Source organism: Cryobacterium sp. AP27 (assembly GCF_056680495.1).
Map to the genome: position 1 here is coordinate 1,184,126 of NZ_CM155285.1, position 14,167 is coordinate 1,198,292.

Consider the following 14,167-nt stretch of genomic DNA (forward strand, 5'->3'; position numbering starts at 1 on the left):
GGGTCAGGCGATCGCGGAGATGCCGGTGACGGCACGACCGACGAGGAGAGCGTTGATTTCGTAGCTTCCCTCGTACGAATAGATCGCCTCGGCGTCGGCAAAGATCTTCGCCATCTCGAAATCGGTGCTGATTCCGTTTCCGCCGAGGATGCCGCGCCCGAGGGACACTGTTTCGCGCATCCGCGTGGTGCAGGTCGATTTCGCGAGGGCGGCCTGATCCATGGTCAGGCGACCCGATTCCTGGAGGCGGGCGAGTTGCACCATGAGCGTCAGGCAGAGGGTGGCGTTGCCGATCATCCGCGAGAGCTGTTCCTGGATGAGCTGGAACGACGCTATCGGCTGCCCGAACTGATGACGTTCCAGCGCGTACGCGCGGGCCACGTCGAACGCGGCGAACTGCTGCCCGACGGCCTGCCACGACACCCAGACCCGGGAGTTGCGCAGCAGCACGTTCGTGTCGCGAAAGCTGTTGGTTCCCGGCAGCCGGTTGCCGGCGGGGATACGCACGTTGTCGAGGGTGATGTTGGCGTTTTGGACGATCCGCACCGCAATCTTGTGTTCAATGGTGCTCGTGGAAAAGCCGGGTCGTTCCTTCTCCACGATGAAGCCCTTGATCTGATTGTCGGCGGTATCACGCGCCCACACCAGCACATAGTCGGCCATGGCCGCGTTCCCGATCCAGCGCTTGTGGCCGTTCAACACCCAGACGTCGCCGTCTGCGGTGGCCGTGGTCTCCATTTCGCGGGAAATATCGGAGCCGTGCAGGGGCTCCGTAAGTGCGAAGGCTCCGATCTTGCGCAGTGCGAGCAGGTCGGGCAGTAGGCGTTCGCGCTGCTCCTCGGACCCGAGCTGCTCGATGGACGCCGCGAAGAGTTCGTGGTGCACGCCGAAGAAGGTGGAGATCGAGGTGTCGGCGCGAGTGAGTTCCATCTGCAGCAGGCCGGCGAGCAGGGGGGTGGTCTCGTCATCCCCGATCCCGCTCAGGTTCTGCGCGGCCAACTTGGGCAGCAGCTCGAAGGGAAATTCGGCGCGATTCCAGAAATCAACGGCCAGCGGGCGAACCTCCGACTGGAAGAACTCCCGGGCGCGGGCGAGGCGGTCGCGTTCGGCCGCGGAGAGCAGGTCGGTGATGAAGACCAGGTCGGCGGTGGGGTACGGGACATCGGCACCCACGGGGTCGACGCCGGCCGGTACGTGCGTTGGGAACGGCAGTGTGGTGGCGGCAGGGGATCGGAACGTCATTGGTTACCTCGGTTACCTCGCGCAAATCGCTGGTACGATTTCGTGTACGAGCGTACACCACATGTATCACCAGACAGGATTCGGCCATGACTCTTCCCACCGTCGCCCGGCGTCCCCGTGAGCGGTGGTCAGCGCGCCAGGACGAGCTGTTCGGACAACTCGTTGACCTGTTTCTGCGGGAGGGGTTCTCCGATGTGACCCTGGCCGCGGCCGCCCAGCGCCTGCACTGCAGCAAGTCGACGATCTACTCCCTCGCGAGCAGCCGCGAGCAACTCGTTCAAAAGGCCGTGGTGTTCTTCTTTCGCGGCGCTGCCGACCGCGTAGAGCGCAAGCTCGACGGCACGCTCGACCCCACCGACCGCATTGCCGCCTACCTGCGCGCCGTCGGCGACGAACTGCGGCCGGCGTCCGCTGCTTTCATCGACGATGTGGCCGCATTCCCGCCGGCAAACGCCATCTACGAGCGCAACACGCAGTTCGCCGCGGCGCGCGTGCACGACCTCATCAGCGACGGCGTACGCGTCGGTGCGTTCCGCGAAGTTTCGGCGGCCTTCATCGCCGAGGCCGTGTCCGCCGTGATGGTGCGTATTCAGCAGCAGCACATTTCGGACAGCACCGGACTGACCGCCGCACAGGCCTACGACGAGCTCGCGGACCTCGTCGTCAACGGCATTCGTGTTCCGACGCGGTAGCCGGCGGTGGGTCCTACCGGTTGGTGAAGACGGGGCTGCGCTTCTCGACGAATGCCGCCATGCCCTCTTTCTGGTCGTCCGTCGCGAAGGTCGAGTGGAAGAGCCGACGCTCAAAGCGGACACCCTCCGCGAGCGTCGTTTCGAAGGCCGCGTTCACGGCTTCCTTGGCGAGCATCGCAATCGGCAGCGAGCGCGATGCGATCGCTGTCGCCGTCGTGAGGGCGTCCGTGAGCAGATCGGCGGCCGGTACGACTCGGGCAACGAGGCCTGAGCGCTCGGCTTCCTCTGCGCCCATCGTGCGGCCCGTCAGGATGAGTTCCATTGCCTTGGCCTTGCCGACGGCGCGGGTCAGCCGCTGTGATCCGCCGATCCCGGGGATGACGCCCAGCTTGATTTCGGGCTGGCCGAACTTGGCGGTGTCGGCCGCGATAATGAAGTCGCAGATCATGGCGAGTTCGCAACCGCCACCGAGCGCGTGGCCGGCGACGGCCGCGATGACCGGGGTGCGCACGGCGGCAAGGGAGCCCCATCCGGCGAACCAGTCGGCGGCATACATGTCCATGTACGACTGCGGGGCCATCTCCTTGATGTCCGCCCCCGCGGCGAAGGCTCGCTCCGACCCGGTGATCACGATGGCTCCGATTTCCGGGTCTCGATCCAATTCGGTTGCCGCGGCAACCACGTCGCGCATGAGGGCCTCGTTGAGTGCGTTGAGCGCCTCGGGGCGGTTGAGGGTGATCAATCCCACACGGCCGCGGCGTTCCAGCAGAATGTTGTCGTAGGTGCTCATCTGGTGTGTGTCCCCTCGGAAGGTGCCGTCATGCCGGCGCGACTCTGCCGACGTTGTGTCCCCAATGTACTAGGAAGTCCTAGGAATCTCTAGGTCCGTGCGTTCACGCCTTCAGGGCTGTCACGTGCCCGGACGCGGCGCGCGGGGGCGCCGGGCGGGCGAGTTCGGATCTGAGCATGTCGTCGAAACGGGATGAGGGGGACATGCCGAGTTCGCGGCGGAGGCGCAGACAGAAGTCGCGGTATGCACTCAGCGCGGAGGCGCGATTGTCGGCCGCGAGATACCCGCGGACGAGGAGAAACTGCAGACTTTCCCGCAGCGGTTCGATGGACGCCGCGGACCGTGCAGCAACGATGGCGTGCGAGGTGTCTCCCTCGGCCAGATAGCGTCGGGCCAGGATCTCCAGGGCGTCCACGCGCTCATGTTGAAGCAATTCCTGCTCACACACGACCCAGTCTTCGTACCACCCCGGAAGCAGCTCGGTCGTACGCAGCAGGTCGATCGTGGTGCGGGGGACGCCGGGTTCCGAGGAGTCGATCAGGGCACCGATCGTTTGTCGCAATCGATGCACGTCGACGGCGACGTGTTCCTCCAACCGCAACGGTTCCGTGGTGCGGATCAGGCAGGGGAGCTCGTGGGTAATGCGAAAGATGCTCGCGCGCAGGTTCCCGGCGGCCTGCGTCTCGGACCCGTCCGGCCAGAGCAGCGTGGCAATGAAATGACGCGGCCGAACGCCCAGCAGCGCCAGCGACGTGATGACGCGCTTCTGCCTGGCGCCGACGTCAACCGGTTCGTCGTTTCGTTTCAACTGCCAGTACCCGAGCAGGGTGAGATCCCACCGGGGAACAATAGTCGGCATTGTCGCCCTCCTGGTATGACCTGCCGAGTAGAAGCCTCTGGCGACTTCTATCCAACAACACACGCGTTCTACCGCCAGAATGGCCACACCTCCATGACTTGTCAATGCGCTCTCCCACGCGATTTGCGCACGTTCCGCCGCGGGGGGCAGACAGGACGCATCTCTGCGAGACTGATCGGGTACTAGGCGCCCGCGGCGACCGGCCGCGGGGCCACATCCTTGCGCTTCGGCGCCGGAAGGACTGCCATGCTCGATTTCCTGTTCGGCCCGATTCCCGGGATCATCGTCACGGTTGTGGTGATTCTGGTGGTCGCCCTAATCTATGCGCGCACCATCTACAAGAACGCGGGGCCGGATGAGGCCCTCATCATCACGGGCAAGAAGTCCCGGAAGACGATCGTCGACGGGGCGACCCTCGAGGAATCGGGGCAACGGGTCGTGCACGGCCAGGGCGTCTTCATCACCCCGTTCTTTCAGAAGGCCTTCAAGATCAGTCTGCGCAGCCGGGCGATCGAAATCACCGCCGTCGCGCAGGACCGCAATGGCATCACGCTCTCCGTCGAAGCCGTTGCCATCGTCAAGGTCGGCGATGACCCCGCCGCGATTCGCGCCGCCGCCCAGCGGTTCCTCGGCCAGGACAAGAACATCGATGCTTTCGCGCAAGAGGTTCTGAGTGGTTCGCTGCGCTCGTCGATCGGCGCGACCGACGTCATGACCGTCATTCAAAAGCGCGACGAACTCGGCAGCTCGGTATTGGCCACTGCTCGCGAATCGCTCGCCAACCAGGGCCTGGACGTTGACTCCTTCGAGATCAAGGGGATCACCGACGAGAACGACTACATCAAGGACATCGGCCGTGCCGAACAGGCAAAGGTGCGTCGTCAGGCCGAAGTCGCTGAGCATTTCGCGAACCGCGAGTCTCAGGAAGCCTTGATCACCGCCGAGCAGGCCATTGCCGAAGCTCAGAACACACTTGCCCTGCGCAAGGCCGCGTTGCAGCTCGACACTGACAAGGCCGCCGCCGAGGCCGCGGCGTCGAAGCCGCTGGCCGAGGCGAAGGCGCAGCAGGCCATTGTGCAGGAGCAGGAACTCACTGCACAGCGTCGCGCCAGCCTGCGCAAGGCAGAGCTGGAATCCGAAGTGAACGCGATCGCCGACGCGGATGCCTACCGGATTCGGGTGACGGCCCTGGCCGCCGCCGAGGCATCCGTCGCCGCCGCGACCGCAGACCGGGACAGCCGCGTCGCCAACGCGGACGCCACCAGGGCAGAGGGCCAGGCGGAAGCCGACGCCATTCTGGCCAGAGGCACCGCCGAGGCCACCGCAACGCGGCTGTCCGCCGAGGCCGTCGCCCAGCAGTCCGAAGCCCTGATCCAGCTGCGTCTCGTGGAGATGCTGCCCAAGATCGCGCACGAACTCGCCGCGCCGATGAGCAACATCGATCAGTTGACGGTGATCTCCACGGATGGGGCAAGCCAGCTGAGCAAGAATGTGGCCTCCGGCTTCTCCGAGGTCGACGCCGTACTCTCCTCCACCATGGGCGTCGGCATCAAGGATCTGCTGACCGGTCTCGTAGGGGGAACCGCGGCGGGCGCCGCCCTGGCCAAGACGCAGCAGAAGGCGACGGCCCCGGTCGACGACGTGCCGTCGGACGATGACGACGAGTCCACCGGGGGCGCAGTTCCGGACGCAGACCTGGACGCGGTCGCCGCCGGGGCGGGTGCCGCCGCCGGAACCGCCGCCGCCGATGCCGCGCGGCACGCCGCCGCGGGTTTTGTGAACGGGCTGCAGAACTAACAGCTCGGCCGGGTGGTGCTGCCGCCCGGCAGCTGCGAGCATGTGGGCATGCCACAATCGCCACTTGTGCTGGGCCCCATGCTGAGGCATGTCGACGAGGTGTCTGCGAGTATCTGGGTCGAGACGCTCCAGTGCGCCCGGGTTACCGTGACCGCGGGTGAGGCCTCCTGGTCTGCCCGCACCTTCGCGGTGCACGGACACCACTACGCACTGATCGCGGTGGAAGGTCTCCAGCCGGGCAGTACCACGCCCTACACGGTGAGCATCGACGGCGCCGAGGTCTGGCCGCAGGCGGGCTCGACCTTTCCGGCATCCGTCATTGCCACGCTCTCGGACGAGACGCCGCTGCGCATGTCGTTCGGATCATGCCGCACGAGCGTTCCGCACGACACGGAGAACAATCGAACACACGGGGTGGACGCCCTCCGCGCCTACGCCCTGCACATGGCCCAACAGGACGGGAGCCTCGCGTGGCCCGACCTGATCCTCTTTCTCGGTGATCAGGTCTACGCCGACGTCACGAGCGAGGCCATGCAGGACTTCATCCGTGCCCGGCGTGACGTGACCAGATCACCGGGCACCGAGCTGGCCGACTTCGAGGAATACGCGCATCTGTACAGCCTCGCCTGGTCGGACCCGGCGAACCGCTGGCTGCTCTCGACCGTGCCGACGGCCATGATCTTCGACGACCACGATATTCGCGACGACTGGAACGCCTCCCTGAGCTGGAAGCAAGAGATGGAGAAGACGACGTGGTGGAAGGGGCGCATCGTGTCCGGACTCGGGTCGTACTGGGTGTACCAGCACCTCGGCAACCTATCCCCGAGCGAGCGGGCCGGCGATGAAATCTGGCAACAGATCGAGGCCAGGGACGCGGATGACTCGGGCGGCGTCGAACTCGACCTGACAGCAGCGCTCGACGCATTCGCCGAGCGCTGCGACCGCGAATCGACCAGCTACCGATGGAGCTACTGCCGCGACGTGGGCGACACCAGACTGATCGTGCTCGATTCGCGGGCGGCCCGGGTGCTCGAGCCCGGCCGGCGCGCGCTGCTGGACGACTCGGAGACCGCGTGGTTCGACCACCGCCTGCGCGGTGGTATTCGCCACGTCCTCGTGGCGACGTCGCTCCCGTTCCTGCTCCCCACCGGCCTGCACAACATGGAAGCGTGGGACGAAGCGATTTCCGAGGGCGCGTGGGGCACCCGCGCGGCCCGAATCGGGGAGAAGCTGCGCCAGGCCCTGGACCTTGAGCATTGGGGTGCGTTCCAGAAGAGCTTCCGCGCGGTGGCGGGGATGGCCACCGCGGTTGCCGACGGCAGGCGGGGCTCGGCACCGGAGTCGATTGTGTTCCTGTCGGGAGACGTGCATTTCTCCTACGCGGCCGAAGTCGATCGCGCGTCGGGGAGCCGCATCATCCAGGCCGTCTGCTCACCGATCCGCAACCCGTTGCCGATGGCCATGCGCTCGTTTGCGGCGATCATCGCCTACGGAATCGCGAATCGGCCGAGCGGTCGACTGGCCCGCTCGGCGCGGGTTGCCCCGCCGCCGTTCACCTGGACCGGGTTGAAGGGACCATGGTTCGACAATTGCCTCGCAACCCTGGCGGTCACACCAGAGGGTCTGCGGCTCTGGTGGATGAAGGGGGTCGTGGACAACGGTGACCTCCAGCACCCGCGGATGCGGGAGATCGCAGCCATCACGGTCGGCCGCCGCCGCTAACCGATCGGCGGCGCGCTGATCGGCGGCGCGTTAGTCAGCAGCACTGACGGCATCGCGCAGGAGGGTGGCGATAGCATCGGTGCCGCCGGCGGCGAGCGCGGCACGCTGGCGCTCGGCGCCGGTACCGAGACGCCAGAATCGATCCAGCAGGTCGCTCGCCCTGTCGGCGTCGCCGGCCTCCGCGAGGGCGTCGGAGACCGTCGCGACCATCCCGGCGACCACCGTGCGGGCCGGGGCGAGCTCGCCCGTGATCGGGTTGAGCAGGTTCGCCTGCACGCCGTCGCGCGCGGCATGCCAGAGGGAGGCGTCGAGGAGTTCCGGCTGCAGGTATGGGGGAGCGGCGCCCCGGTCGGCATCCGCGAGAGCTGTGGACACCAACGCCCGGGTGAGCGCCGTCAGAAGCAGGGTGCTGCGCGTGTCGAGCTGGGCATCGCACACGCGGATCTCGACGGTGGGATACTTCTCGGCCAGGCGCGCACCCCACCAGATCGTGTGCAGGTCAGACGTTCCTCCGACACCGACCAGGTTCGCGGTACGCCGGTCGTAGTCGGCAACGTCCGTGAAGTACGGCGGGCAGCCGGTCGTTGACCAGCGTCGCGCATGGATGCCCCGCCACGTGGCAAAACCGGTGTCGCGGCCCTTCCAGAACGGGGAATTGGCCGACATGGCCAGCAACACCGGAAGCCACACCCGCACACGGTTGAGCGCGGCGACGCCCGCTTCCCGGGTCGGAATCCCCACGTGCACATGCAGGCCGTTGATGAGATGCTCCGGGATGAGGCCGCGGAACTCGGCCTCCACGCGGCGGTACCGGGCCGTGTCCGTCACCTCCGGCGACTCCGCTCCCTGAAAGGGCGCGCCGACACCGGCCGCGAGTGCGCCGCGAGACGCCGCCGCATCGGCCAGCCGCGAGCGAAACGACAGCAGGTTCGTCTCGGCCTCCTGGAGATCGACGAAGACCCGGCTGGAATGCTCGATCTGCGAGGTGAGGAACTCCGCGTGAGCGAGTTCCGGCGCCGACCCCTCATGAAGCAGGGTTTGCACGGCCGCGCTGATGTTCCGCGGGCGCAGGGTGGAACGGTCGAGGAACATGAATTCTTCTTCCGTGCCGAATGTGCGCATCAGTGCTCCTCATCGTTGCTCGGATGCTAGCCGATTCCGGTCTGGCCGTGGAAAAGACCCGTGCATTGTGGCGGCGCGCCCCTAGCGTGTGCGGGGTGATCGATGTTTCATGGACCCACCCACGATGAGGGAGTACTCATGGTTAACAACCCGGTGTCGACGATGGCTGTATCGGCGGCGCGAACGCTGCACGGCGGCCTGAATGGACTGTTCGGATTCGTGGCGCTGAGCGTGATCGCCGGGGTCCTCGTCACCGTCGGCATCACGCCCGTGGTCGCCGTCTCCGGATTGGCGGCGTCCAACACCATCAACGCCTTCGAGGGACTCCCCGACTTCGTCTCTATTGATGCTCTCTCGCAGAAGAGCAACATTTACGCGAGGCACGCCGACGGCACCCCCGTTCTGCTCGCGTCGTTCTATGACCAGAACCGAATCGACGTGCCCTCGGACGCGATCAGTGCGTACGCCAAGGACGCCGCCATCGCCGGGGAAGACCCGCGCTTCTACGAACACGGAGGAATAGACCTGCAGGGAACGCTGCGGGCGGCCGCCACGACGGTCTCCGGTGGCGCAACCCAGGGCGGGTCGTCGATCACCCAGCAGTATGTCAAGAACGTTCTGATTCAAAAGTGTGAACTGAACGCCGATGCGAAGAAGCGCCGGGCGTGCTACTCGAATGCGACCGAGACGACCCCGGAGCGTAAGCTCCGCGAGATGCGACTCGCCATCGGTGTGGAGAAGCTCCTGAGCAAGGACGAGATCCTGGGTCAGTACTTCAACATCGCCGGGTTCGGCGGCACGGTCTATGGGATTGAGGCCGCCGCCAACTACTACTTCAACACGACGGCGGCCAATCTCACCCTCGTGCAGGCGGCGAGCCTCGTGGCGATCGTGAACAATCCCGTCAAGTTTCAGATCGACCGCCCGAACAGCGTCACGAACGGAACCGCCAACGGGTACGCGGCCAACAAACAGCGCAGGGACTACCTGCTCGCGGCGATGCTGAAACATGGCAAGATTTCACCGGAGGACTATGCCGCGGCGGTGGCGACACCCGTGGAACCCGCCATCACCGAACCCAGCACGGGGTGCCAGACGGCGGCGGCCAACGCGTTCTTCTGTGACTACGTCACGAAAATTCTGCAGACCGATCCCACATTCGGGGCGGACCCCGCCGCGCGGATGCTCAATTTTCGGCGTGGCGGGTACAGCGTTTACACGACACTCGACCTGGACCTGCAGCAGGCGGCCGTTGCCACGATGACGGAGCAGGTGCCGACGACCTACCCGGTGGGCGATCTGGGGGCGGTGATCACAAGCGTGCAGGTCGGAACCGGTCGGGTCCTCGCCATGACTCAGAACAAGGACTACAGCCAGGATCCGGCCGTTCAGAGCACCGGGGCCAACTACACGGGCATCAACTACAACACCGACTACGCCTATGGGGGGTCCAGCGGATTCCAGCCGGGGTCGTCATACAAGGTTTTCACCCTCGCCCAGTGGCTGAAAGAGGGGCACCGGCTCAGCGAACGGGTCGATTCCAGGCGCAAAGCAAACTGGGGCACGTTTCAGGACAGCTGCCTGGGGCCGCAGAACTACGACAAGCAGCACTGGAACCCGCGGAACGACCAGAACGAGTCCGGCGCGAACTATACCGCTCTGGAATCCACGGTCCGCTCGATCAACACCGGCTTCATCGGGATGGCCAAGCGCCTTGACCTGTGCGGGATCCGCCAGAGCGCGGAGAGCTTTCTCGTGCACAGAGCCGACGGGCGGCCGCTGCTGCAAAGCGCCGCGACGGTCATCGGGACGAACGAGGTCGCGCCCCTGACCATGGCGGTCGCATTCGCGGGGATCGCGAATCAGGGCGTCACCTGCAGCGCCATCGCGATCGACAGTATCGTGGGCCGGGACGGCGTCCCCGTGCCCGTGCCGGAAACGCAGTGCACCGCATCGGTCGACCCGCTCGTCGCCGCGGGAATGGTGTACGGGATGCGGCGGGTGATGACGAGTGGAACGGCGCAGCAGTCGAATGCGAACACCCGTCCGTGGGTGCCGATGATCGGCAAGACCGGAACGACGGATGACGCGAAGGACACGTGGATGGTCGGCGCCAGTTCCGAGGTGGCGACCGTCGCGGCGGTCGTCAGCCTGTCCGGCGCCGTGAACCAGCGCCGGTTGAATTTTTCGAGCGGCCCCGTCGCCACGGCTCGGCACCGCATGTGGCCGGCGGTCATGTCGGTCGCCAACGCGAAGTACGGCGGGGAGAACCTGGTCGAGTCCTTCGGTGTGGTCGAACCCACGCCGACACCCCGGCGTTAGCCTGCCGGGTACGGTTCGCGCCGGGTCGGGCCCTGCCGCGTCGGGGCTCGGCGGTACGACTCTCTGCGGTATGGGTTCCGGCGGAACGGGTTGGGGAGCACGGGTTGGGAAGCACGGGTTGGGAAGCACGGGGTGGGGAGTTCAGGCCCGCCGAGCGGCCCGGAGGTGCCGACGACCGGTCGGGAACCTGTTTCGGGATGCCTCGTCGAGCCGGGCGGCCGCCTGGTCCGCCGCCAGCCGGTCGGCCTCCTCGGCGGCCAGCTCGGCCAGCTGCCGGGCGGCGATTTCCCGCTGGTGCCGTTCCCGCACCTCGCGGGCGACGTCGAAGAGGTCCCACAGGTTCTCGCCGGTGACCGAGACTCCCTTCGCTCCCGAGCGACGGGTTGTTCCGCGCACGAGCATGTACTTCGTTTGGAAGACGTGCGCGCCGACACGTTCCTGGGCGTCATGGAAGAAGACCACATTCGACACCGGTCCGCTGCCATCATCGAGGCTGATGAACACCACCCGGCGACCGCCCCTCATCGGCGGGGTATTCGTGGCCCGGCGCACACCGGCGAGAAGCACCTCCGTGCCGCCGGGCAGGTGTGCCAGCTCGGACGCCGGGGTCACGCCCAGCTCAGCGAAAAGAGCATGAAACCGTGTCATCTGGTGGTCCGAAATGGCCAGGTTCAGGTCCCGCAGCTCCAGGTCGGTCTGGGTGCGGCCACGCAGCTCCAGCGAGGTGACCGCGCCCACCCCCTCTCCCGCGTAGGCGTGCACGGGAAGTTCCACCTCGAACGCGAGCTGCTCCTCGGTGATCGCCACGGCCGTGCCGCGCAGCGACTGGATGTGCGCCAGAAGCTCATGCCGACGCGTGCGGTCGTACGCGACGAAGCAGTCGAGGGCGCCGACTCGGGCGAGCGCCTCGAAGGTGCGTCGGCGGGGACGAACCCGGTCGCGAAAGTCCTGCAGGGAACTGAACGGTTGGTGCCGCACGATGCGCGCCCGCTCGGTTTCTGTGCTGCCGGTCAGCTCCACGAGCGCGAGACGGATGCCCTGGGTGCCGTCGGCGAGTTCCTCCACCCGGTAGTCGAGCGCGCTGCGCTGCACATCGAGGCCGAGCACGGGAACCCCGAGGGTGCGCGCCTCGGCCACGAGGAGATCTTTCGGCCACATCCCCGGATCGTGCGTGAGTAGCCCGGACAGGAACTCCGCCGGGTGATGGGTCTTCAGCCACGCGGACTGGTAGGTGGGAAGGGCGAAAGCGGCGCCGTGCGCCTTCGCAAAACCGAAGCTGCCGAACCCCTCGAGCACGGTCCAGACCCGGTCAATCACCGCCTCGGGGAATCCGCGCAGCAGCGCGCGTTCGCGTACGAACGCCTCAATGTGCGGGAGTTGTTCCGGTTTGCCCAGGTGGCGTCGAAAGACATCCGCTTTGCCCAGCCCGCACCCGGTCAACTCATCGAACAGCCGCATGACCTGCTCGTGGAAAATCACGACCCCACGGGTCTCCTCGAGAATGGGCCGGAATCGGGGATGCAGGTAGTCGGGCGCCACCTCGCCATGCCGGGCCTGCAGGTAGGTGAGCGGCATGTTGTTCTTCATCGGCCCCGGACGGAACAGGGAGATTTCTATCGTGAGGTCGTTGAAGACCTCGGGTTGGAGCTTGCCCACGAGTTCCATCTGGCCCGGCGACTCGATTTGAAAGATTCCGAGCGTTCGAGTGGACCGGATGAGTTCGAATGTTTTCGGATCGTCGAGAGGGACTCGGTCCAGGTCGATGCTCTCCCCGGTGAGGCGACGGTGCTCCTCAACGGCGTGGGCCATGGCCGACTGCATGCGCACGCCGAGGATGTCGAGCTTGATGAGCCCCATCGGGTCCATGTCGTGCTTGTCGAATTGCGACATGGGCAGGCCCATCCCGGACGCCTGCACCGGGGTGCGGTCGAGCAGGCTCGCGTCGGAGAGAATGACACCGCACGGGTGCACCGAGATGTGTCGGGGGAGTCGGTCGAGCCGGGCAGTGAGATCGACCAGCAGGTCGAGCTGTTGCGACTGGCGCACCTCCGCGGCCAGCACCTCCAGCTCCGGCTTCTCGTCGAGCGCCCGGCGGAAATCTCGAGCGTTGAAGCGCCACATCTGTTTGGCGATCGAGGCAATCTGGTCATCGGGCATGCCGAGGGCCAGACCGGCATCGCGCACGGCGCCGCGCCCACGATACGCGTTGGTCATCGACATCAACGAGACGCGGTCGCTCCCGAAGGTCTCGAAGATCTTGCGGTAGATGTCGTGGCGCCGGGCCGACTCCACGTCGAGATCGATATCGGGCAGGGTCTGCCGTTCGGGGGAGAGGAACCGTTCGAACAAGAGACCGTTGGAGAGAGGCTCGACGGAGGACGTGCGGAGCGCGTAGTTGAGCACGGACCCGACCCCCGACCCGCGGGCCTGGATACGGATTCCCATGCCGCGAATCAGGTCAGCGACCCGGGCCACGGTGAGAAAATAGCTCGCAAACCCCAGATGCTCCACCGTCTTCATCTCGTGGGCGAGTTGGGCGTGCGCGTCGGCACGGGTGGCGTCCCCGACGGTAGCGTACAGGTCGTCGATGCCGTGCCGCGCGCGGCGCCACAACTCGGCGACCGGATCGCCGGTGACGCCGATGATTCGGGCCTCCGGCATGCGCGGGCGTCCGAGCCCGATATCGGTGTCCGGGTCGAGGCTGCACTGCTCGGCGAGCCGGTCGGTACTGTGGAACAGCCGTTCGAGTGCGCCATCGTCGTGCAGGCCGGCATCAACGACCATGCGCGCGAGCTGACGCATGGCTCCGATCGGTTTGAGCCAGGCCTGTCCGTTGGTCTGCAGGGTTGGCATATCGGCGAGCGGGGTGAGGGTGCGGGCGGCGTCCGCCAGGTCGGCGGTGACCGCTTCGTCCGTGGTTCCGTAGCGCACGGCGTTGGAGAGCACCGCCGGAACGCCGGAATATTCGGAGAGGGACAGCATCCGCGTGGCCGGGGTGATGCTGCCGGCGCTGCCGGGCTCGGAGAGATGGCAGACGATTTCGAGTTGCACGGAGTGTTCCGGCATCACCCGGAGCCAGGTGGCGAGCCGCGACTGGGCCTCCGGAGCGTTGCGTTGCTGGGTGGACAGGCCGACGTCGGAGGCGGGGCCGAGCAGAATGGTGAGGGACCGCAGCGCCGCGAGGTCGGCGAGGCGGGCACGGGAGATGCTCGGGATGTGGCTGGCCCGTGCGCGGGCCGAAACCGTCGCGCGCGCCGGCAGGTCAATGCCCGGTGCGCTCGGAGCGGCCGACGGAACACCCGTGTTGTCGTGAGCGGCCGAAACGGCGCGGCAGAGCGCGGCGTAGCCTCTTCCTGTGTTGTTGCCGTGCGCGAGTACGACAACCCTGCCGAGGGACTGGTATTCGTCGTCGTGGACGGCCAGTTCGGCGCCGAGTCCCGGGCGGATGCCGGCGGCCACGCATGCCCGCACGTGTTTGACGGCACCGTACAGGCCGTCCCGGTCGGTGAGGGCGAGGAAGTCGGCCCCCTGTTCGCTCGCCTGGTCGACGAGGGTTTCCGGAAGGGTGACCCCGTAATGCGTGGAATAGGCACTCGCAACGTGCAGATGTGAGAAGGTCAT

General features: G+C 66.5%; 9 protein-coding genes. 4 read left to right on the top strand and 5 right to left on the bottom strand.

Translation table 11 applies throughout. The features are described 5' to 3' along the window. Positions 1-3: 3 nt before the first annotated feature. On the bottom strand, positions 4-1,242 hold the full coding sequence (locus AC1MB9_RS05595; protein ID WP_479964047.1) for an acyl-CoA dehydrogenase family protein: 1,239 nt from the start codon (positions 1,240-1,242) through the stop codon (positions 4-6). A gap of 86 nt (positions 1,243-1,328) precedes the next feature. On the opposite strand from AC1MB9_RS05595, the gene AC1MB9_RS05600 reads away from it, so the two are divergent. Beyond that, a complete protein-coding gene (locus AC1MB9_RS05600; RefSeq protein ID WP_479964048.1) occupies positions 1,329-1,934 on the top strand; it encodes a TetR/AcrR family transcriptional regulator in 606 nt (201 codons plus the stop codon). A gap of 13 nt (positions 1,935-1,947) precedes the next feature. Here AC1MB9_RS05600 and AC1MB9_RS05605 read toward each other — a convergent pair whose 3' ends face one another. Both AC1MB9_RS05605 and AC1MB9_RS05610 read right to left on the bottom strand, forming a co-directional pair. Further along, positions 1,948-2,724: an enoyl-CoA hydratase gene (locus tag AC1MB9_RS05605; protein WP_479964049.1), complete on the bottom strand. Its 777-nt coding sequence runs from the start codon at positions 2,722-2,724 to the stop codon at positions 1,948-1,950. A gap of 103 nt (positions 2,725-2,827) precedes the next feature. After that, positions 2,828-3,583 carry an AfsR/SARP family transcriptional regulator gene (locus AC1MB9_RS05610; protein ID WP_479964050.1) on the bottom strand — a complete coding sequence of 252 codons (756 nt, stop codon included), beginning with the start codon at positions 3,581-3,583 and terminating at the stop codon, positions 2,828-2,830. 246 nt (positions 3,584-3,829) lie between these two features. Here AC1MB9_RS05610 and AC1MB9_RS05615 point away from each other — a divergent pair, with 246 nt between their 5' ends. Together AC1MB9_RS05615 and AC1MB9_RS05620 are read left to right on the top strand one after the other, a co-directional pair. After that, the gene (locus AC1MB9_RS05615; protein WP_479964051.1) at positions 3,830-5,380 is read left to right on the top strand and encodes a flotillin family protein; all 1,551 of its coding nucleotides are present in this window, start codon (positions 3,830-3,832) and stop codon (positions 5,378-5,380) included. Positions 5,381-5,428: 48 nt separating this feature from the next. Next, positions 5,429-7,102 carry an alkaline phosphatase D family protein gene (locus tag AC1MB9_RS05620; RefSeq protein WP_479964052.1) on the top strand — a complete coding sequence of 558 codons (1,674 nt, stop codon included), beginning with the start codon at positions 5,429-5,431 and terminating at the stop codon, positions 7,100-7,102. Positions 7,103-7,132: 30 nt separating this feature from the next. Here AC1MB9_RS05620 and AC1MB9_RS05625 read toward each other — a convergent pair whose 3' ends face one another. Next, positions 7,133-8,224 carry a carboxylate-amine ligase gene (locus AC1MB9_RS05625; RefSeq protein WP_479964053.1) on the bottom strand — a complete coding sequence of 364 codons (1,092 nt, stop codon included), beginning with the start codon at positions 8,222-8,224 and terminating at the stop codon, positions 7,133-7,135. Between the two features lie 138 nt (positions 8,225-8,362). Here AC1MB9_RS05625 and AC1MB9_RS05630 point away from each other — a divergent pair, with 138 nt between their 5' ends. After that, entirely contained in the window at positions 8,363-10,546 is a 2,184-nt protein-coding gene (locus AC1MB9_RS05630; protein ID WP_479964054.1) for a transglycosylase domain-containing protein, read from the top strand. Positions 10,547-10,687: 141 nt separating this feature from the next. Here the strand turns inward: AC1MB9_RS05630 and AC1MB9_RS05635 are convergent, their stop codons facing one another. After that, entirely contained in the window at positions 10,688-14,167 is a 3,480-nt protein-coding gene (locus tag AC1MB9_RS05635) for a DNA polymerase III subunit alpha (RefSeq protein WP_479964055.1), read from the bottom strand.

What these genes read in the sequence shown, in the direction of transcription:
- AC1MB9_RS05610 (WP_479964050.1), bottom strand. Translation starts at nt 3,583, where the DNA reads ATGCCGACTATTGTTCCCCGGTGGGATCTCACCCTGCTCGGGTACTGG.
- AC1MB9_RS05630 (WP_479964054.1), top strand. Translation starts at nt 8,363, where the DNA reads ATGGTTAACAACCCGGTGTCGACGATGGCTGTATCGGCGGCGCGAACG.
- AC1MB9_RS05620 (WP_479964052.1), top strand. Translation starts at nt 5,429, where the DNA reads ATGCCACAATCGCCACTTGTGCTGGGCCCCATGCTGAGGCATGTCGAC.
- AC1MB9_RS05615 (WP_479964051.1), top strand. Translation starts at nt 3,830, where the DNA reads ATGCTCGATTTCCTGTTCGGCCCGATTCCCGGGATCATCGTCACGGTT.
- AC1MB9_RS05625 (WP_479964053.1), bottom strand. Translation starts at nt 8,224, where the DNA reads ATGCGCACATTCGGCACGGAAGAAGAATTCATGTTCCTCGACCGTTCC.
- AC1MB9_RS05600 (WP_479964048.1), top strand. Translation starts at nt 1,329, where the DNA reads ATGACTCTTCCCACCGTCGCCCGGCGTCCCCGTGAGCGGTGGTCAGCG.
- AC1MB9_RS05595 (WP_479964047.1), bottom strand. Translation starts at nt 1,242, where the DNA reads ATGACGTTCCGATCCCCTGCCGCCACCACACTGCCGTTCCCAACGCAC.
- AC1MB9_RS05605 (WP_479964049.1), bottom strand. Translation starts at nt 2,724, where the DNA reads ATGAGCACCTACGACAACATTCTGCTGGAACGCCGCGGCCGTGTGGGA.
- AC1MB9_RS05635 (WP_479964055.1), bottom strand. Translation starts at nt 14,167, where the DNA reads ATGACCTTCTCACATCTGCACGTTGCGAGTGCCTATTCCACGCATTAC.